Annotated in this window: 15 protein-coding genes, 1 tRNA gene and 1 pseudogene; 13 read left to right on the top strand and 4 right to left on the bottom strand. The window is 45.6% G+C overall.

Translation table 11 applies throughout. From position 1 onward, the window contains the following. Positions 1-87 precede the first annotated feature (87 nt). A pseudogene (locus tag QUB61_RS25475) lies at positions 88-1,041 on the top strand (DUF3370 domain-containing protein); the annotation flags it as partial. Positions 1,042-1,246: 205 nt separating this feature from the next. Continuing rightward, positions 1,247-2,266, top strand: coding sequence for an S-layer homology domain-containing protein (locus tag QUB61_RS25480; protein ID WP_333132566.1), 1,020 nt, complete (start codon positions 1,247-1,249; stop codon positions 2,264-2,266). A gap of 89 nt (positions 2,267-2,355) precedes the next feature. On the opposite strand, the gene QUB61_RS25485 is transcribed toward QUB61_RS25480, so the two are convergent. After that, complete coding sequence (locus tag QUB61_RS25485; protein WP_333132565.1) at positions 2,356-3,936, bottom strand: peptidoglycan-binding protein; 1,581 nt, start codon at positions 3,934-3,936, stop codon at positions 2,356-2,358. A 239-nt stretch (positions 3,937-4,175) separates the two neighbouring features. Between QUB61_RS25485 and alr the strand changes: the two genes are divergently transcribed. From alr to QUB61_RS25505, 4 genes are all read left to right on the top strand, one after another. Then, on the top strand, positions 4,176-5,393 hold the full coding sequence (alr, locus tag QUB61_RS25490; protein WP_333132564.1) for an alanine racemase: 1,218 nt from the start codon (positions 4,176-4,178) through the stop codon (positions 5,391-5,393). 17 nt (positions 5,394-5,410) lie between these two features. Next, complete coding sequence (locus QUB61_RS25495) at positions 5,411-6,304, top strand: mechanosensitive ion channel family protein (RefSeq protein WP_333132563.1); 894 nt, start codon at positions 5,411-5,413, stop codon at positions 6,302-6,304. A gap of 47 nt (positions 6,305-6,351) precedes the next feature. Next, entirely contained in the window at positions 6,352-7,491 is a 1,140-nt protein-coding gene (locus QUB61_RS25500) for a patatin-like phospholipase family protein (protein ID WP_333132562.1), read from the top strand. 97 nt (positions 7,492-7,588) lie between these two features. Further along, positions 7,589-7,677: transfer RNA gene (locus QUB61_RS25505), tRNA-Ser, on the top strand. Between the two features lie 118 nt (positions 7,678-7,795). On the opposite strand, the gene QUB61_RS25510 is transcribed toward QUB61_RS25505, so the two are convergent. Then, a complete protein-coding gene (locus QUB61_RS25510; protein WP_333132561.1) occupies positions 7,796-9,559 on the bottom strand; it encodes a macro domain-containing protein in 1,764 nt (587 codons plus the stop codon). Between the two features lie 219 nt (positions 9,560-9,778). Beyond that, entirely contained in the window at positions 9,779-10,717 is a 939-nt protein-coding gene (locus QUB61_RS25515; protein ID WP_333132560.1) for a serine hydrolase, read from the bottom strand. Between the two features lie 95 nt (positions 10,718-10,812). Between QUB61_RS25515 and QUB61_RS25520 the strand changes: the two genes are divergently transcribed. Together QUB61_RS25520 and QUB61_RS25525 are read left to right on the top strand one after the other, a co-directional pair. Next, positions 10,813-11,541, top strand: coding sequence for a C40 family peptidase (locus QUB61_RS25520; protein WP_333132559.1), 729 nt, complete (start codon positions 10,813-10,815; stop codon positions 11,539-11,541). Between the two features lie 125 nt (positions 11,542-11,666). Continuing rightward, positions 11,667-12,689: a glycosyltransferase family 2 protein gene (locus QUB61_RS25525; RefSeq protein WP_445243321.1), complete on the top strand. Its 1,023-nt coding sequence runs from the start codon at positions 11,667-11,669 to the stop codon at positions 12,687-12,689. Positions 12,690-12,823: 134 nt separating this feature from the next. On the opposite strand, the gene QUB61_RS25530 is transcribed toward QUB61_RS25525, so the two are convergent. Then, positions 12,824-13,996, bottom strand: a complete 1,173-nt coding sequence (locus QUB61_RS25530; RefSeq protein WP_333132558.1) for an IscS subfamily cysteine desulfurase — start codon at positions 13,994-13,996, stop codon at positions 12,824-12,826. Between the two features lie 96 nt (positions 13,997-14,092). Between QUB61_RS25530 and QUB61_RS25535 the strand changes: the two genes are divergently transcribed. The 5 genes from QUB61_RS25535 to QUB61_RS25555 all read left to right on the top strand — a co-directional run bounded on the left by QUB61_RS25535 (position 14,093) and on the right by QUB61_RS25555 (position 19,344). Continuing rightward, positions 14,093-14,743 (top strand): hypothetical protein, encoded by a 651-nt coding sequence (locus tag QUB61_RS25535; protein ID WP_333132557.1) that lies wholly within the window; start codon positions 14,093-14,095, stop codon positions 14,741-14,743. Between the two features lie 233 nt (positions 14,744-14,976). Continuing rightward, positions 14,977-16,299 (top strand): four-carbon acid sugar kinase family protein, encoded by a 1,323-nt coding sequence (locus tag QUB61_RS25540; protein WP_333132556.1) that lies wholly within the window; start codon positions 14,977-14,979, stop codon positions 16,297-16,299. 424 nt (positions 16,300-16,723) lie between these two features. After that, complete coding sequence (locus tag QUB61_RS25545) at positions 16,724-17,602, top strand: hypothetical protein (RefSeq protein WP_333132555.1); 879 nt, start codon at positions 16,724-16,726, stop codon at positions 17,600-17,602. Between the two features lie 54 nt (positions 17,603-17,656). Beyond that, positions 17,657-18,643: a hypothetical protein gene (locus tag QUB61_RS25550; protein WP_333132554.1), complete on the top strand. Its 987-nt coding sequence runs from the start codon at positions 17,657-17,659 to the stop codon at positions 18,641-18,643. Between the two features lie 32 nt (positions 18,644-18,675). Then, positions 18,676-19,344 carry a PEP-CTERM sorting domain-containing protein gene (locus QUB61_RS25555; protein WP_333132553.1) on the top strand — a complete coding sequence of 223 codons (669 nt, stop codon included), beginning with the start codon at positions 18,676-18,678 and terminating at the stop codon, positions 19,342-19,344. The last annotated feature ends 105 nt before the right edge of the window (positions 19,345-19,449 follow it).

The raw sequence follows: 19,449 nt of genomic DNA on the forward strand, positions 1-19,449 counted from the left end.
GTCCCGCCCGTCCAAAAAGGACGGGCGGGACGCCCATCCCACAAACTTGTGGAAGTTATTTAATTATCATTCCTAAGTGAGAGTCCCGACGGCGAAATATATTCCGGCCCTGGAATTCGCGCTGTCGATAGCGTTTTGCGGGGAATGCGGCAGCCGGATTTTCCCGAAAAACTGCTGATTGCAGCGGGAGAAACCGCATTGTTGATGAATCGCCCTATTCCCGTGCGGGGTCTGGAAAAGCCGATAAATGGTCGTTCTACCTTTGTGCGGCTCAAAAGTAGCGGCAAGGTTTATGCGGCTACTTTGGCAATGTATGCACCTGAAAATGCTGATGGGGGCGATCCTCTTCGAGGGCTGCGCGATCGCGCGCCAACTCTGGAAGAATGGCAGCAATTGCTGAATAATGGCGGTTTGGCAGGCCCCCGCGACAAAACCCCGACACCCCCCGACGCGACTTCGGGAAGCCTGATTTACGGCCGCGTGGCAGGGGTGCAGCAAGGTTCTGGATGGGAAGCGGAATTAGTCGATCGCAATGCTAAAAATCTGGCAATTCCCCAGACTGGAAAAGCGATATCCTATGCGATCTCTACCTTGCGCGGGGGTACTTTGGGAACCCAACAAGTGCAAGCCGGAAAAATGCTGGCGCGCTATCGGGACACTGCTTACGAAGCCCACGGCAATTACGGCGTACACTACAATCTGATTGTGCCGCTGCATAACACGGAGGGAAAACCGCAAACGGTAGGGGTGAGTTTGGAAACGCCTTTAAAAGAAGATCGACTCTCAAAAAATGGATTGCGATTTCGCCAACCTCCCCTAGATTTTCCCTATTTTCGAGGTACTGTGCGGCTGCGCTACCAAGATGATGGAGGTTACGATGTAACTCGCTACGTACATTTGTGGCACCGTGTCGGTCAAGTTGTCGAACCGATGGTAAAGTTGAGGTTAGCTGCGACAGAAACGCGATCGGTAAAAGTTGATTTTATTTATCCTCCCGATTCCACGCCGCCGCAAGTATTGACAGTGAGAACTTTGGAATAGTTGATTTACTGAGATCTTGCACCATTGTCAATAATTCTTTTTTGAACAGGCAAGATGCCTGTGAAGCGAAGAGTAGATTTTCTCGCTTCACAGGCATCTTGCCTGTTCAGCCAGAATAGTGCAAGATGTGAGTTTATTTATTTCAGTCACTACCAGACCAAAAAAATATGTGATTTAATTTCTACATTAGTATGTAGGTGACAATATGTCTTCTTCACAACCCCCGTCAGGGGAAAGAAACCCTCTAGGATTTGATGAATTGATTGCGATCTTGGTTGCCTTCGGCACGATCGGAGCAATTTTCTTTTGGGTGACAGGTAAAAATCCCGATCGATTCAATGCCAGAAATTGGCAATTTCCAGCCGTTTTCTCTCAACCTGCTGTGACGCCCGCGAGCCCGGGAATATTAACACCTGCGTCGCCCAATTCGGATTTGCGATCGCCCGCTACAACCCCCGTTCCCTCAGGACAGGATGTCACACCTGTGGCACCTTTAGGACCGATTTTACGCCAAAATCCTCCGGTGGGTGTGCTCGTTGTTCCTCCCGAGCCAGTTGGGCGATTGACTCCCACTCCAACAACGACCAAACCCAAAGCAGGTAAAGCCAAAGTTGGGCCTGTTATATTATCCGATGTTCCTGACAAATATTGGGCGCGTCCGTTCATTGTAGCTTTAGTCGATCGGAAAATCTTTACTGATTTAACCGACAGCAAATTTCGTCCCGACGAACCGATGACGCGAGCCGAAGTAGCGCGTTTAATTCAGCGAATGTCCGACGACAAAGAGCCGATCCGAAAACCAATTGATTTTAAAGACGTAACAGACAAGAGTCCTGTAGCTCCTGCGATCGACCACACCGTCAAAACTGGATATCTTAAAGGATACCCAAACAATGAGTTCCGTCCCGACAAAAATATTCCCCGTGTCGAAGTCCTCCTAGCATTGGCGAGCGGTTTAAACCTGAAACGGTCAGCGAAAGCAAGCAAAACTTTACAGATTTATACAGACAGGACAAAAGTGCCGAAATGGGCAGTTGACAAAGTAGCAGCAGCCACGGAAGCTGGCATTGTTGTCAACCACCCGAAGCGCACACTTTTGCAGCCTAATAGAGCAGCAACTCGCGCTGAAGTAGCAGCCATGATTTACCAAGCTATGGCCAAAAAAGGTCAAGTACCTGCTAAAGCTTCTGAGTATGTTGTGAAGCCTTCAAAGTTGTCCAAATAGTATTTTCACCCCTGATGTAGGGTGCGCACTGGGCACTGGGCCCTGTCTGGCAATGCGCACCCTACAAACTTAACTAGGAACCAGCTAGATTAATCTTGAAACACCATAATGCTGCCCGAATAGCAAGCTACCCAAACCTGGTTAGTTTCCGGATCGTAAGTAATTCCAATCGGACTTGAATTAACCTTCACTTTTTGCAGCACTTTCATATCGCTCGTCCTAACTTTGCTAACAGTATTCGAGAAATAGTTGACCACATAAAGCAGTTTTCCATCATCAGAAATCGTCATGCTGCGAGGTGCTTTTCCCGTCAAAACTTTCTTCGCCACTTCACCAGTTTTTAGGTCAATTTTTGCAACATTTCCTTCACCGTTTAAAGTTGCATAAAGATACTTTCCGTTGGGATCTATCGTCAAATGACGCGGGGCATTGCCAATATTTCTCAGCCATTCTAGTGAAAAGTCTATCAGATTCACTTTCGCAATATCGGAAGAACCCATGATAGCAACATAGGCATTTTTTGAGTCGGGAGTGACAACAATACCCCGAGGATATGCACCCAGTTTCACGCGCTCGATTTCGAGATTTTTATTGATATCAATTACGCTCAAATCCCAACTGCACCAATTGCTCGCGAGCGCGAAGCGATTGTCAGGCGAAACAGCATTGAATTTCGGAACAGCACCTACAGGAATTACCTTTTCTATTTTCAAAGTTTGGGTATTGATGCGGTACAGGAAACTTTGGTCGTGTTTTGCCGCTGGAGAACACCTGTCGCTCCCCGGATTCCTAAACCCCGAACCGTACATTTGATAGTTGGATACGTAGGCATATTTGCCGTCAGTTGAAAAAGCAGCTTCTACGGGAGAGCCTTGATAATTGCCTTTGAATTTAGAAAAGCCGAACTTCGACAAGTTTACTGTATCGGGAATAGTCTTGACTAATTTAAAGTTCCTGTCGTAAACTGTGATTGTGTGGCGATACATCATGTTTTGAGCAAAAAACAAACCCGATCCCGAATAAACTATTGATTTGGGCGAGATGTTGCCGTAAATGGTTTTTTTCAAGGTCATTTTTCCTTGAGTGGTTGCGGGAAGATTTACCCCTTTTTTGGGTGGTAATTCACTTGCTTGTTGCTCGGTAGTTTCTGTTTTAAATGGTGGCAGAGAGGGTTCTTGAAATAGAGGTTCTTGGGGCTGATTTTTAGTTGTATCTTCGAGTTGGTTTGTGTTTTCTGTGGCGGTAGGAGATGGCGAAGGTCGATCGACATTTGGCGATATTTTTCCCGCAGCTTCTATGCTAACCTCTTCCGGCTTACCTTTCAGCGCTGACAAGGTTTGAGGGCCGACAATTCCGTCAACTTTCAGGTTGCTGTCTGCCTGGAACTTTTTCACAGCAGCCCGGGTGAGTGAACCGTAAAATCCTGTAGCCTTACCGCCAAAATATCCTGCTGCTTGCAGAGTTTTCTGGAGTTGGACAACTTCCGGGCCTGAATCGCCTTTTTTGATGGCGAGTGCGGGATTGACTAAATTTAAAATTGTGAGAGCGATCGTAAAGAAAAGTAAAGGAGTAGAGGCTAAATTCAGGTCCATTTTTGAGTTGGTCGATCGAGTTTGACCCCCAGCCGTTTCCCAAGTTTCAGCTAAATGTAGGTAGGCTAGTCCGTCCATAGTTTTTACCGGGTATTTTTGGTGCTATGATACACCAGTTAATACCATTTTAGATTTTAGATTTTAGATTGGAGATGGGGAATGACTGATGCAATATGGGTTTGCAGCACGGGCCTACAGTTGCATTCTTTTTTTAAACTTGTATAACTTTGATTAAAGAGAGAATATTATTATAATCAAACTTAGGGTAAAATGTGCGAGCAGTTTTTAATGGTGTAAGCAAGTAGGAGCGATCGACAATGTTGAGTTGGGAACAAACAACCGCAGAATCAACGACAAAAGAATCCCGCCAGACGCTGCTGTCGGACGGTGACGGGGAACTTTGCCAGCGGGCTTGGGTAGAAATCGATTTAGCAGCTTTAACTCACAATGTAAAACAGCTTAAAAATCTCTTATCTCCCCACACAGAACTGATGGCAGTTGTGAAAGCGGATGCTTACGGGCACGGTGCTGTTGCAGTCAGTCAAACAGCATTGCAAGCAGGTGCTAGTTGGCTGGGAGTGGCGACAATTCCCGAAGGAATAGAATTGCGAGAAGCTGGGATAGAAGCGCCGATTTTGCTGTTGGGGGCAACCAATACAGCCCAACAGGTAAAGGCGATCGCCCATTGGCACTTGCAGCCGACTATTTGTACTGCCAAACAAGCCCTAATTTTTTCTGAAGTTCTCGCTACTCTCAACCAATCTTTGCCAGTTCACGCTAAGTTGGATACGGGAATGTCTCGCTTGGGTACGCCCTGGCAGGAAGCAACAGAATTTGTGCAATTAGTCAAGGGGTTGCCCAATTTAAAATTAGCCAGTATTTACTCTCACTTGGCGACAGCCGACAGTCCAGATCCCGCAGTTATGAGAGAGCAGCACCAGCGGTTTAAACGGGCGATCGAGCAAATTAAAATAGCAGGAATTATCCCCCCTCGCCTCCACTTGGCAAACTCTGCTGCCGCCCTCGCCCAAGCGGATTTGCACTACGATTTAGTGCGAGTCGGTTTAGCTACCTACGGTCTTTATCCAGCTCCTCACTTGCAGTCGATCGCCAATTTGAAGCCGGCAATGCAGGTAAAAGCTAGGGTGACGCAGGTGAAAACAATTGAAGCAGGAACCGGCGTCAGTTACGGCTATCAATTTATAGCTCAGCGGCAGACAAAGATTGCCGTAATTGGTATCGGCTATGCAGATGGTATTCCGCGCAATCTTTCTAATAAAATGCAGGTTTTAGTCAGGGGTCAATTCGTGCCGCAAGTGGGAGCGGTGACGATGGATCAGTTAATGCTGGATGTAACTGAGATTCCCGATTTAGAAGTCGGTGAAGTGGTGACTTTGTTGGGAAAAAATGGGGAAAATCAAATTACGGCTGATGATTGGGCAGTAATTTTAGGAACTATTTCGTGGGAAATTCTCTGCGGTTTTAAACACCGATTGCCCCGTGTAGCAGTGGGAAAAAAATCTGTTGACAGTTGACGGTTGACAGTTGACAGTTGACAGTTGACCGAAAAATTACCAAATACCAAATACCAATTGATATGACAGCGATCGGGACATTTATACTAATAGGCCAAACCTTGTATTCCCAGCTAAATACACAAAGAACACAAGCCTTGGCAGTAGCCCAAGAATTCTCGAAAAAATTCGTAGAATTGGGGTTTAAAATTGTACCTCAACTGCTGTGGGCGATCGGCATTTTGTTAATTACGCGATTTGCGATCGGCGTTGTGGGGCGCGTGACTCGCCGAGCACTGAGTCGCACCGAAGCCACGCTGCGGAAATTCTTAGTTCAAGCTGCTGAAATTACGATTTTGGTAGTGGGAGTAGTCGCCACTTTGAATCAGTTGGGAATTCAAACTACCAGCGTGGTGGCGGTGGTGGGTGCAGCGGGTTTGGCGATAGGTTTGGCGTGGCAAAATACTTTGTCGCACTTTGCTGCTGGGGTAATGTTGATTAGTTTGCGGCCCTTTGAAGTCGGAGATGCCATCGAAGCTGGGGATGTTAAGGGAGTGGTGGACAGCATCGGGATTTTTTCAACAACCGTGGTGACAGACGATCGCATAAAAATTATTGTGCCGAACAATCAGTTGTTTAACGGTACACTGAAAAATACCACGGCCCTGGGAACGAGGCGAGTAGACTTGAAGATTGATATTGGCGATCGGCCGATCCGTCCAACTGTAGCTGAGTTATTAGAAATTGCCCACTCTCACCCCCTGGTGTTGGAGAATCCGCCCCCGACTTGTTTGGTAGCCGAGATTACTCCAGATACAACTATTTTATCTCTCCGGCCTTGGTGCGCGTCGGTGGCTTACGAACAAGTGCGATCGCAAGTTCAACAACACGTCAAAGAAGCAATGAATGCCCACAAAAATCAAGAACAATAGATATTAATCTCAAATCTAAAATCCCAAATCGAGCCGAGGTATTTCCCATGAGCAAGTGGTATCCGCAGCAAATTTTGCAAGAACCCGGTGTCAGAATGACCGCCACCGAACAACAAACAATTCTCAGCAAATTTCCGCCTCCCGACGAAAACGGTGAAATCTATGCCGACGGCGTTTTTGAAGGCGGCGGCGTGCGCGGAGTTGCGTTTTTAGGAGCACTCAGATGCTGCAGCGATTTGGGCATCCGCTGGCGAAAATTGGCCGGTACTTCAGCAGGTGCAATTACTGCCGCAGTATTGGCAACCGACTTGTCAATTGATGATTTAGAGGAGTTGTTGGGACAGCTCGATTACAACATATTTTTAACAAAAAAAAACAGTCCTCTAATTTTAAACGGCGACCCCGCAGACGACTTGCAATCTCCTGCTTGGACGCTACTTTTCCTCACAGTTAGCCGTCAGATGGGAGAATATTCTGGGCAACCTTTTCGGCAGTGGCTGGAAGCAACGCTCGGTCAAGGTAAATTGCACACTTTTGCGGATGTCAAACAAATCGTCAAAGACCGGGAATTAAAAGTAGTAATATCCAACCTCAGTCGCGGTGAAATGTTGGTAATCCCCGACGACTTACACCGCCGCGACTCGACGGATTCCGCTCCTTTGTACGAACAGTTGCGGCTCAAAAGCGCTGAACATTTTAGCGTGGCTGAAGCCGTTCGGTTGTCGATGAGTATTCCGCTATTTTTTGAACCGGGAAAACTGGGCGATGACTTAATTGTAGATGGCGGAATTTTGAGCAATTTCCCCCTGTGGATTTATGACAAACCATCCGTCGGTTCGACTGCCGCTGTGCCCCGCTGGTTTACCTTTGGGTTTCGATTAGTTGATACTGGAATTGAGAGTAAAGTTAAGATTGATACTCCGCTGTCGATGCTGGCGGCGATGTTCAGAACGATGATGAAAGCAAGAGACCGCTATCACCAGCGGGAAATGGATAAAGGCAGGGTTATTAATATTGATGTGACTGAAGCTGGGGTGACGACGACGGACTTTAATCTCGATGCCGATCGCAAGGCTAAGCTGTACCGATTGGGATATTTGTATACTAAGAGGTTCTTTTTGAGTTCCAATTTTAGTTGGGAAAAGCACTTGAAGGCTAGGGGCTTTGGGGAAGCCGCGGGCGGTTGAGGTCGCGGATGCTAGACAGAGTAAGGGATTGAGGATATTTTAAATTAGGGGTTGGCAAGAAGAGGATGTGTGTGCTATAGTTAGTTACTGTCATCTTGGAGAGGTGGCTGAGTGGTCGAAAGCGGCAGATTGCTAATCTGTTAAGGGTGTTAACATCCTTCGAGGGTTCAAATCCCTCCCTCTCCGTTCTAAGTTCTTCTAAGTAAGCCCACCTAAAAAAACAAAAGACCCATAGCCCCGACTTCTTCGAGAAGTCGGGGCTCTAAAAGCGATCGCGTTTGACCTTCGTCCTGTACTAAAACCATTACAAACCAGAAATTTTCAAGAATTCATTTTGGAAGCAGCGATGAGTATCTGAATCGAAACAAACAAAAAGAATGGACCCGATCGCACTAGATGTTAAAAGAAGGTCACGGGTTTCTGCAAAAGCAATTGCTGCTGCACGATCGGCTGGAAAACCCATTGCTCCCGTTCCAATAGCTGGAAAAGCAATACTCCGCAGTGAATGCTGTACAGCTAATTTTAAACAACTCCGGTAACATTGTGCTAATAGGTCTTCCTCTCCATGAGAGCCACCGCGCCAAGGGGGACAAACCGTATGAATAACCCACGGTGTCGGCAAATTATAGCCAGGAGTAATTTTCGCCTCCCCTTCCTCACAACCACCTATACGGCGACATTCTTCTAGAAGTTCTGGTCCTGCAGCTTGGTGAATTGCGCTGGATATGGCACCAGAGTTGGATAGGTGGCGATCGCACGAGTTAACGATCGCATCTACTCCTAAATTTTCAGTAATATTCCCCAAGACAGGACCTTTGCAATAAGCGTATAAAAGGCTGACATGACCGCTACTGCGAGAAACAGCCCGGGTGTAGCTTTGATGAGTTGACATTTTGCGATATGTAGTATATTGCCGCTCCTGAAGTTGTACTTCCAAGTCGCTGATTGCCTCCGCTTCTGGCGCACTCATGGGAAGATCGGGATTATTGAGCAACTGCTGTTTTGTCTCCTGCAATAGTTGGCTGGCGCGATCGTAATCCCCTCCATCTACCAGTCTGACGGCTTCTTTTTTGGCGCGTCCTGTCATCATTAAAATCGCTTGCTGTCGTACCTCAGAGTTGAAGGGAAATTCATCTAATTGTGCAGCACTGACGACGGGTAAGCGCAAGGAAACGCGGATTTTTTGCTCCTGCGGTTGTTCGGGGTCGTTCCAACTGAGGCGAAAATAACATAAATCTACTTCCTCTGTCATCGCTGGCACTTTCAGCCGCACGACTACATCAACTGGATTACTAATGACTAAATTAGGTAAGCGAAACCGACCATTTGGGGTGACATCGAGCTGATTGAGTACCTCAACCATTTCTACTCCAGCTTGCGGCTCAATTCCCAAGGTGACATTTGTGCCAACTGTCGCCATTAAGCCAAGTAATTCTTGTTGAAAGATACTTGGCAATTGTTCGGGAGATTGAATGTAATAATAATTGCCATCCCCACTCCGCGCCATTGCTTCTAGCAAGTCTTCGTTGTAATCATCACCAATTCCCATTGTGGTAGTGCTGACACCTCGTTTTGTTAAACCGTTCACATCGGAGGCAATTACATCGGGATTTGTTTCGCCCACATTGGCTAGTCCATCTGATAAGAGAATGACTCGATTTAAGTGTTCTGGATTGAGGTGTTCGCTAACTTGAATTCCTCCTTGCACCCATCCGGCGTGCAGTGCCGTACTGTTTCTGGCACTAATTTTTTTAATTTCCTGCAAAAGGTGTGATTTATGAGTAGCAAGGGTGCTAGGGACTAGGGTTTCTATCTGGTCATCGTAAATCGTGATACTAACGCGATCGCTTGGTAACAACTGTTCGATTGCGTAACTAGCTGCTTGCCGTGCGTATTCAATTTTTTGTCCGTCCATAGAACCAGAGCGATCGATTACTAAACCTAAATTAAGCTGCGGTCGCTCAATTGTTTTTTCCGGTGCTGGGGGCGTAATTCGGACTAAAACATCTAGAGTCGTTGAGCGTTCGGAACAAACGGCAGCACGTAGAGGGATAAGCTGTATGTCCATATTTGACCTCTTTTATATCTCGACTATTTAAATGATACAGTAGAGTACAGGGGAATAGAGTAGGCTTTCATACCAAGCACTTACGAAAGTGTTTTACAAACTGCTGCCACCGTACTCCATAAACCTGTACCCTGCTGTATCTTTAAGCTCCTAATTTGGGGCTGGCATAAGAGCAGGCCCCACAAAAATTTTAAGTTTTGTCAATTTACAAGTTAAAGTTTAATTAAGTGCTTTCATCGCTTCGACAACTTGCCGCGAGATAAAAGGTAAAATTTCTTCATTCTTGCTATTCTCTTTCCCTTCTGTAAATACAACCAACAAATACGGCCGCAAGCCCGGTACTTCAATATAAGCAGCATCGTGACGAACTTGACTTGTCAGTCCCGCTTTTGACCACAATTTTGCTGATTCTGGCAATCCGCCGCCTAAAAAACCTGTAACTTGATTTTCAGGATCTGCTTTTAATTCTGCTGGGTCTAAACTGCGTTTCATTAAACCCATCATTTCTTGCGATGCTTTGGCAGAAACAGCTACGCCACCGATTATACTGTGCAGCAAACGCGCCGCTGCATTTGTGGTCAGCATATTTCTATTTTCCATTAATTCTCCCAGAACTGCTCGCTCGCGACCGTAGGGGCCGTCACACCAGGTTTTTTGATTGGCGTTAATATTTTGTAATTCCGGCCAATCTAAGGATTGAAAGTAACGGTTGACGATGTTTCGCTGCTGTTTCCAAGTTTCAAAGGGGCCTGGTGATAATTCTGGGCCGCTGGTGGTGCCGGTGAGGGCGTCTACTACTAAACTGGTGGCGTCGTTGCTGGAATCAACTATCATATCTCGGACGGCGCGTTCTAATTCTGGCGATGTTTGAATCATGCCTTTTTGCGCCCATTCCCAGATGGCAACGAGGTAGAATAATTTGACGATGCTGGCTGGATAAATTCGTTCGGAACCTCGGTTGCTAAAACCTCGCGGTTGATACTTCCAAAATTCTTCTGCACTCAGGGCGCCGCCTGTATTGACTCGCACCGGCGGATCGTAGACTATCCAGGTAATCGCTGTACGATCGCCACTTAATCCTGTAAATTCTGACAATGCGGAGTCTATAATGCTACTGCCGAGGGTTTCTAATTGTTCGTCTTTGTGGAAAAATGTCATGGTTAATGGCTGACGGTTAACGGTTAACGGCTAGCAGCTAATGGCCATCTATCGTTAAATGCGAACAATTAACAGCAAACAATTAGCAATTAGCCATGGCCAATTATCAATTATCTGATGTTCTGGAGTACCGGGCGCGATCGCACATAAATATTTACGATTCCCCCAAGTGCGATCGATTGGCAACTCAAGCAGCCGCTTGGCGGCATTTGCGCGTAGTTGACCCGTCCCTTAGGTCGGGGGGGAGAAATGGCATAGACTCGGTTGTTCAGGGGGATACAACGGCTGTGATGGTGCGGCTGTGCGAAGATGATTATCCGGGATGGCTGGATCTTCGAGATGTTGAGTTGCTCGATGTGGCAGAAACAGTGTATCATCCTCTGGTACTTTCGGAGATCCAAATCAAGGAAAAATTACCAATTGTAATTACTTTTGCTCGTGAGGCTATGCACCAATCCAATTATTATCTTTGGGGCGGTACAGTCGGGCCAAATTATGATTGTTCGGGCTTAATGCAAGCTGCTTTTGTGGCTGCAGGCATCTGGTTGCCGAGGGATGCTTATCAGCAGGAAGCTTTTACTAAACCTATTAGTATCACTGCTTTAGAACCGGGGGATTTAGTATTTTTTGGTACGCCGGAAAAAGCCACTCATGTAGGATTGTATCTCGGAGATAATCGCTACATTCACAGTTCTGGACAACCACAAGGTCGCAACGGTATCGGTATCGATGTTTTGTCGGAGGATGGCGATCGAGTCAGTCAAGGTTATTACCGACAATTGCGGGGATATGGTAAAGTTGTAGCCAGTTATCAACCTAGTTAGTTGTTGACAGTTGACGGTTGACTGTTAACTAATGACCAATGACCAATGACTAATGACCAATGACTAATGACCAATGACCAATGACCAATGACCAATGACCAATGACCAATGACTAATGATTACTGATGTTATCTAACAAAGAAATGGACGCTGCATTATTTTTGGAAAAATTGGCTGCACAGCAGGCTGGCGCTGAGGTTGTTCTCGACGTTTCAGTGGTGGTGCCGGTGTATAATGAGGTGGAAAGTTTGCCTCATTTGATTGAGGCGATCGCCTCTTCTATCCAACCATCTGGACTCAGCTATCAAATTATTTGTGTAGATGACGGTTCTAAGGACGGTTCTGCTGAACTTCTCCAGCAGTTAGCCAGCAGTCGTGATGACCTTTGTGCTGTAATTTTGCGCCGCAATTACGGGCAAACTGCTGCCATGTCGGCAGGTTTCGATCGCGCTCGCGGTCGTGCTATTGTTACCCTAGACGGCGATTTGCAAAATGACCCGGCTGATATTCCGCTATTGTTGGCAAAGTTAAATGAAGGTTACGATTTAGTGAGTGGCTGGCGGAAAAATAGGCAGGATAATACTATTAGTCGGTTGATTCCTTCTAAAATTGCAAACTGGTTAATTGGTCGCGTTACAGGCGTAACTTTGCACGACTACGGCTGTTCTTTGAAAGCTTATAAATCAGAGTTGGTAGCAGACTTGAATCTCTACGGGGAATTGCACCGCTTTTTGCCCGCCTTGGCGTTTATTGAAGGGGCGAGAATTGCAGAACTGCCGGTGCGGCATCACGCCCGCCGTTTCGGTCAAAGTAAGTACGGGATTTGGCGGACTTTTCGGGTGTTGATGGATTTGTTAACTATTTCTTTTATGAAAAAGTTCCTGACTCGACCGATGCACGTTTTTGGACTTTTGGGACTGGGTTCTATGACGTTGGGAACGGTTTTAGGAATTTATTTGTCTTTCCTGAAATTGGCTTTTGGTCAAAGTATCGGGAACCGTCCTTTGCTGATTTTGGCTGTGGTTTTGCTGTTAACTGGCGTGCAGTTATTTTGTTTTGGTTTGTTGGCGGAAGTGATGATGCGGACTTATCACGAGTCGCAGGGAAAACCGATTTATCGAGTGCGCGAGGTGTTTGGTTCTAAATAAGGGATCGAACCCAATTAGAAGGAGGTGATAAAAAGAGGAAAAGTTTTTAGTTTTAAGTTAAATCATTTAAAACTAAAAACTCAAAACAACTTCCTAATCTTCTATTCTCCCATCTAAAATCTAAAATCTAAAATCTAAAATAGATTGACTTTTTGAGCTTGTCGGAGAGATTGAATAGTTGCGATCGCGTGTTGGGAAACTGCATCTATTTCTGCTGCGGTATTGAATCGGCCAATACCGAACCGAATTGAAGCATAAGCTAATTTGTCCGATCGCCCGATCGCTGCTAAAACATGAGATGGAGATATTTTCGCCGAAGTGCAAGCAGATCCCGAAGAAACTGCCGCCGCCGATTGCAAACCCAACATCAACGCTTGACCGTCAACGCCACCTACACTAATATTGAGATTCCCCGGCAATCTCTTAGTCGCGTGACCGTTGAGAACAACATCGCCCAATTCACTCAAATTTTTCCACAAACGCTGCCGTAAATTAACAACTCGTTCTGTTTCCGACTCCATTTCCGCAATTGCCAATTCTACTGCTTTGGCAAATCCGACTATTTGCGGTGGGTAGAGAGTTCCCGATCGCATTCCCCGTTCGTGGCCACCTCCGTGCATTTGCGGCGCTAGCTGCACTCTCGGTTTGTTGCGGCGCACGTAGAGAGCACCGATGCCTTTTGGCCCGTAAATTTTGTGGGCTGTCAAGGACATTAGATCGATATTCATCTCCTGTACGTCGAGGGGAATTTTGCCGATCGCCTGTGCCGCATCTGTGTGGAAAAGAATGTCATTTCCCCGACAAATTGCTGCAATTTCTGCGATCGGCTGGATGACGCCAATTTCGTTGTTAGCCGTCATCACTGAAACTAAAATTGTCTCGGCCCGAATCGCTTTTATCAAATCGCCTATATCAATCAGCCCGTCGCTTTTCACAGGTAAAACAGTAATGTCAAACCCCAATTTTTGCAAATATGTACAGGGGTCAAGAATTGCATTGTGTTCGGTTTTTACTGTGATAATGTGCTTTCCTTTGCTGAAATAAGCTTCGGCGATACCTTTAATCGCTAAGTTATTTGCTTCGGTTGCACCGCTGGTAAAAACAATTTCTTCGGGAGAAGCATTGATCGCTTCTGCTAAAATTTGTCGTGACTGTTTAACCGCTGCTTCTGCTTCCCAGCCGTAGACGTGGCTGATGCTGGCTGCGTTGCCGAACTGTTCGGTGAAATACGGCAGCATCGCCTCAAGTACCCGTTGGTCTACGGGGGTTGTGGCGTGGTTGTCGAGGTATATAGGACGTGCGGACATAGTGCAGTTTTGGTTGAAAAAAGTGTTAGGTTTATTGTAGACGAGCCCCTTGTTCTACTACAAAACTTTATAATTAACAAATATTTGTGAAGATTTATGCGAGCTGACATTCAGGGATTAGAAATTACTGTCGGTGAACTCAAGCACCTCACCGGCGCGGGGCCCGATCGCGTATACCGGCCGCCGACAGCGGCTAAGTTTGCCCGCGAAGCTTTGAAAACAGTTGGTTTAATTGTTTTGGTTCTAATCAGTTGTTGGCTGCTAGTTGCGATATTTCCTAGAGCTTATTTGTTGTTGTTCGCCCTCCACTTCGCTGCGATCGTCGGTTTAATATTTGAGGATGCGTGGAAAATTCAGTGCAGCCGCCAAAACCAACATTTAATCAATCTTTTTGATGATGTCGATCGCTATAATGGTATAATCGAAGCGATCGAAATTAACGATCGGATAGAAGATGCCGGCAATGCGGCAGTCAAAATAAGCGATCGAGCAAAAGTCATTCAAGCCTTGCAGCTAATCAGAGAAGATTTAGTTCGAGCTTTGAAAACCGAGAGAATTCTCAGGGAAAACAAAAAATTTGTCGCTACTAACTCTGAATTGTTTGCCAATAATTTGAGAACTTTGAATTCCCTGCAAATTAGCGATCGAGCCACCGAACAAGGGCGATTGCTCAACGAAGCTTTGCAGGTAGCCGTGGGAGTTCAAGCAGAAATGAAAAAGTTGCAAGATCGAAACGCAGCTAATTAAAAAAATCGCAAAAGTTAGTAGCGTACACGGCTGCGCGCGCATCTTACCCAGTAGCAACACGCACATTACTGAACCGCAACAGGCAGGATGCCTGTTCCACTAGAACTCAAAGACATTTTTAAAATTATGAGTGAGGAGAATTGTTAAAAAAATATCATAATTATTGTAAATCTTTTCCTGTTACGTAACAGGTAAGGATATCTTGGAAAGGTGACGTTAACAACCAGGTCAGTATGTCTTCTGCCAAACCCAAGATTATAGTTCTCGACGACGATCCGACAGGTTCTCAAACCGTGCACAGTTGCTTGCTGCTGACACGTTGGGACGAAGACACCCTGCGTTTGGGGCTGCAGGACAAGTGCCCAATTTTCTTCATACTGACAAATACTCGATCGCTAACTCCGGAAAAAGCAGCCAGTGTCACCCGGGAAGTGTGCCAAAATCTCAAAAAGGCGATCGCGAGCGAAAAAATCGCAGACTTCATAATAGTTAGCCGTTCCGATTCTACCCTGCGCGGTCACTATCCCATCGAAACCGACGCGATCGCCGAAGAACTCGGTCCCTTCGACGCCCATTTTCTAATTCCCGCCTTTTTTGAAGGAGGCAGAATTACCCGCCACAGCGTGCACTACCTAATAGTTAACAGCGTCCCGACACCAGTACACGAAACCGAATTTGCCAAAGATTCAGTCTTCGGCTACAGTCACAGTTACCTGCCAGACTATGTAGAAGAAAAAACCAAAGGTCGCATCCGGGCTGAGGAAGTCGAGCGCATTTTAGTCGCAGACATCCGCTACGGAAGTATAGATCGATTCATGGAGATGAAAGACAACCAATGTGCAGTTGTTGACGGCCAAAGCCAAGGCGATTTCGACCTATTTGCCAAACTCATTCTCGATGCAGTCAGTCAAGGCAAAAAGTTTTTATTCCGCAGTGCAGCAAGTATTTTAACATCCTTAGCTGACCTCGGCCCGCAGCCAATCGCAGCCGACAATATGGCAAAATACGTCAGGGACGGCAAACCGGGTGCAGTAATAGTTGGTTCCCACGTTAAGAAAACAACTGAACAATTGGAACAATTGTTAAAAGAACCCAATATAGTTAGCATTGAAATAGATGTATCTCACTTGCTAGAAGATTCACCCGAGTATCGCACCCAAATGCTCGATGAAATTATCGAAAAAGTCCGCACTGCTAATGCCGGTGGCAAAACGCCTGTAATTTACACCAGCCGCCAGGAACTAGAATTTGAAAATGCGGAAATCCGGTTAAAATTTGGAGAAGCGGTTTCTGCTTTATTGATGGATATCGTGCGGGGACTGCCTGCGGATATCGGGTTTTTGATTAGCAAGGGCGGCATTACTTCTAATGATGTTTTGAGTACAGGTTTGTCGCTCAAAAGTGTCAGGCAAATCGGTCAAATTATCGCAGGTTGTTCGGTGGTGAAAACCGAAGCCGATCATCCTCTGTTTCCCAATTTACCTGTAGTTTTGTTTCCGGGAAATGTCGGGGATAGCCATGCTTTGGCTACGGTTTACAAGCGGCTGAGCAAGTAATCAGCAGACCAATCTAAAAAAACAGAACACCCAGAGCCCCGACTTCTCTAAGAAGTCGGGGTTCTAACATCGATACCAAGCTGGAGGCTTCTATTATTTTTATGACCTCAAGCCCGGTACATATCATCTTGGACTTATATACCAGGTTTCCGCACAAAGAGCAACTAATATCAAAGAACAGGTATTAGAAAAAGTCTGGACTGGTTGGATAGCTATGCCTTTTGTGGACTTACACTTAGTAAATTGATGAACATACGAAACTTTATTGATAAATTATATATTGTAGTGTAAGATACTTTTTTTTGCAGGCGATCGAATTATAGTATTTAAAATTGTAGAATCATAAAAATATCACGTAAAGAATCAATATTTTTACGGTTAAAATATTAATGTATTTGTGCTAAGACATATAGTCAAGTAGTTGATGAGTCACTTTAAGAAAGCAAAGCCGATCGATGCGATGAAGCATTTTGCCTTGTTTTTATTGGCTTTAATCCTTTCGGGTGTAATGGCACTGAGCCATAGGTCCGCAGGAGCGACAGCGCCCTCTGATATAGGAATAACCAGGGCGACTGAGTTGAAAGCCGCTGAAATTGATGGCATCCGATTTGAAAGCATAATGCCAGAGCCTGTATTGACCCTCCCCAAAAAACAACCTGACACGAATGGTGTAATCGCGTTCGGCCATGTACCCAGATTGTTAGCTGGGGCTGTTGATTCGGAACTGGGGAGGGCAACTGAATTGACATCCTTTGAATCAACACATAGCAATGCAGTTGAAGTGGATGGTATCCATTTAGAAACTGTGGTGTTTAACCCGATATGGCGCATCCCAGCCAATCTGCACGGTGCAAATACCCCTGTGCAATTTGGTGTCCGCATTACCAACAAAACATCAGAGTCTATTCGCGTCCCCTTGGCGCTTAGCTTGGGTCCAAAGATTGTAAAAATGGATGGTCAAGAATTAAAAATAGTCAACCAGGTAATTTCATCTGATCCACCGACCTTAAAAAAACCCCTTTGTCCGTCAATCAAACCTGGAAAAAGTGAAACTTTCGTTTGGAACTGGATACTTCAGTGGCAGAATAATCAGCTTCAGCTTGAAGGTACTAATGCTTATGGTGCCCCTTGGATTTATGAGCCTCTCAGTCCTGGCGTGTACTCGATTGCTTTAGAGTATGACGTCCGCAGCACAATAGTACAACTCTGCGAACTAATAACAAAAGTACCCAGGACAGAAGAAAAAATCTGGGTAGGTCGGGGAACTACTCCCTCAAAGAATATCCGCTTAGTCCACCTTTGAACATAAATTGCTGCAAGATTGCCATTATAAGATACTTCCAACAAAGGTTGATAAATGTTAGATATCTACTTTATAGAGGATAAAAAAATGTCATTACCCAGATATTCGCTAGGTTTATTTGTAACATCTTTGATTGTGGCAATAACGAGTCAAAAATGCGAAGCTTTCTCTATTACACCTGTAGGAGGCGGGGCCATTCAAAGCTATGTACCCGAAGTAAAATACGATTCTGAACGAGGAAAAGTCTTTCTCGATCCGTTAAACGTTACTGAGGCTAAATTAGGTGGTACAGATGCTTTTCTAAGTGTACTAAAAAGCAGTTTTCAATCGAAAGGCTGGAACTTTATTTCTTCGGATAAGGTATTAGCTGGTTCTTTCAATATTCAGTCCTACACTGCTAACTACGGCCCTATATTTCAGGTTACTTCTGAGAATGTTGTGTCGAGCACTCTCTTACTCACTTATAGTCCATCAGCATCAGGCGATATCCTTCCCAATCAAGTTAACCCTACACCCCAAAATAACAATCTGCATTGGATTCAATGGATAGTCAATAATCATGGAGGAAAACCTTATAAGAATGGTCAAATTGAGGATTTAGGTCATGGAAACGGTAATAACAGAATTGACGTTTTGGCAGATGCAGATAGCCCCTTCTATAATGAAAGTACAGGTTTGTCTACGGAAGATACTTTCTACGATACTCCCTTCCGCTCAGATATTACGGAAAACCATAACTGGGATGCTGAACTCTATTTGGTTGAAGAGACTGGTCCCAAGACGGTCACAATTTATAATGGTATCAAATGGGGTTGGAAAAATACATATACTCCCCCTAAAACCTCTAAAAACTTCTCCGGCACCCTAGCCTCCGGCTATCAAGAAGACAGATACAAGCTAGACGGACTTACTCCAGGTTCAAAATATAGAGCTTGGACAAACAACGACCTTCCCTCCAACCGCTGCAACCCAAACACATTTTTAAGCACTCACAATGGCTCAGGTTTTCGACTGGGATTTGACACAACAGTAGCCGTGTAGGAAATGGCTTTGCCTCCGCACTAACTGGTACTGTGGGCAGTAGCGGCAATATCAACCTCAATGTCCGTGCTGCTGGTGGAGGTGCTCGCGGTCAAGACAGAGGCAATTACGAGCTATTTGTTGATGTTTATGACCCACAAGACTCGCCAGATTTTAGCGTTGCAACTAGCGGTGGTGGCGGGTTCGGAAAAGAAAAGCGCGGCCTGACACAGCAAAACCCCATTCTTCCTAATTCTATCCAAAATGGCTGGCAAGTTTTCAACAATGTTCCCGGCTGTCGCTGGTTTGATCCTCCAACTACTTACGGCTTTGAATTCCAGTCTTTGGAAGACACTTTATTTACTGAAATTCTCGATTTTCCTGCGGGCGATGACCAGGAATTTACTGTTGCAGTAGGAGATTCGATTCTCGGTAATTTCAGTCCGGGAGATAAGTTAGACTTTGTTTCTTTGTTGGGTTATCCAGTAGATAATTTTAGAATCACTGGGATTGATTCATTATTTGGCGAGACACCAGAAACAGCTTTTCCAATTCAATTAGCTTTTCAGGAACGGGAAGGAAGTTTCAAGATGCGGCAAATTTCCAAGCCAATTGATGCGGAAGCTGTACCGGAACCTGGGAGTATTTTGGCGGCTAAGGGAATGCTGCTGTGGTTCGCTGCGATGCGGCATATTTTGCGGAAAAAGCGACAGGCTGGATAATTTTTACAGGGTTTATATCAGGTTTGATGATTGACCCTAATATCCCGGGGCGGGTTTTTGAGATGGTCAATTATTAGCAGGTATTGTTGGTGAACCCGCCCCTAC

The sequence above is a fragment of the Microcoleus sp. C2D2 genome (assembly GCF_036702495.1).
In the GTDB taxonomy this organism is placed as follows: Bacteria; Cyanobacteriota; Cyanobacteriia; order Cyanobacteriales; family Microcoleaceae; genus Microcoleus.

Bases quoted from the DNA above. Each gene is read 5' to 3' on its own strand.
- QUB61_RS25480 (WP_333132566.1), top strand. From the start codon at position 1,247: ATGTCTTCTTCACAACCCCCGTCAGGGGAAAGAAACCCTCTAGGATTT.
- QUB61_RS25485 (WP_333132565.1), bottom strand. From the start codon at position 3,936: ATGGACGGACTAGCCTACCTACATTTAGCTGAAACTTGGGAAACGGCT.
- alr (WP_333132564.1), top strand. From the start codon at position 4,176: ATGTTGAGTTGGGAACAAACAACCGCAGAATCAACGACAAAAGAATCC.
- QUB61_RS25500 (WP_333132562.1), top strand. From the start codon at position 6,352: ATGAGCAAGTGGTATCCGCAGCAAATTTTGCAAGAACCCGGTGTCAGA.
- QUB61_RS25510 (WP_333132561.1), bottom strand. From the start codon at position 9,559: ATGGACATACAGCTTATCCCTCTACGTGCTGCCGTTTGTTCCGAACGC.
- QUB61_RS25515 (WP_333132560.1), bottom strand. From the start codon at position 10,717: ATGACATTTTTCCACAAAGACGAACAATTAGAAACCCTCGGCAGTAGC.
- QUB61_RS25520 (WP_333132559.1), top strand. From the start codon at position 10,813: ATGGCCAATTATCAATTATCTGATGTTCTGGAGTACCGGGCGCGATCG.
- QUB61_RS25525 (WP_445243321.1), top strand. From the start codon at position 11,667: ATGTTATCTAACAAAGAAATGGACGCTGCATTATTTTTGGAAAAATTG.
- QUB61_RS25530 (WP_333132558.1), bottom strand. From the start codon at position 13,996: ATGTCCGCACGTCCTATATACCTCGACAACCACGCCACAACCCCCGTA.
- QUB61_RS25535 (WP_333132557.1), top strand. From the start codon at position 14,093: ATGCGAGCTGACATTCAGGGATTAGAAATTACTGTCGGTGAACTCAAG.
- QUB61_RS25540 (WP_333132556.1), top strand. From the start codon at position 14,977: ATGTCTTCTGCCAAACCCAAGATTATAGTTCTCGACGACGATCCGACA.
- QUB61_RS25545 (WP_333132555.1), top strand. From the start codon at position 16,724: ATGAGTCACTTTAAGAAAGCAAAGCCGATCGATGCGATGAAGCATTTT.
- QUB61_RS25550 (WP_333132554.1), top strand. From the start codon at position 17,657: ATGTTAGATATCTACTTTATAGAGGATAAAAAAATGTCATTACCCAGA.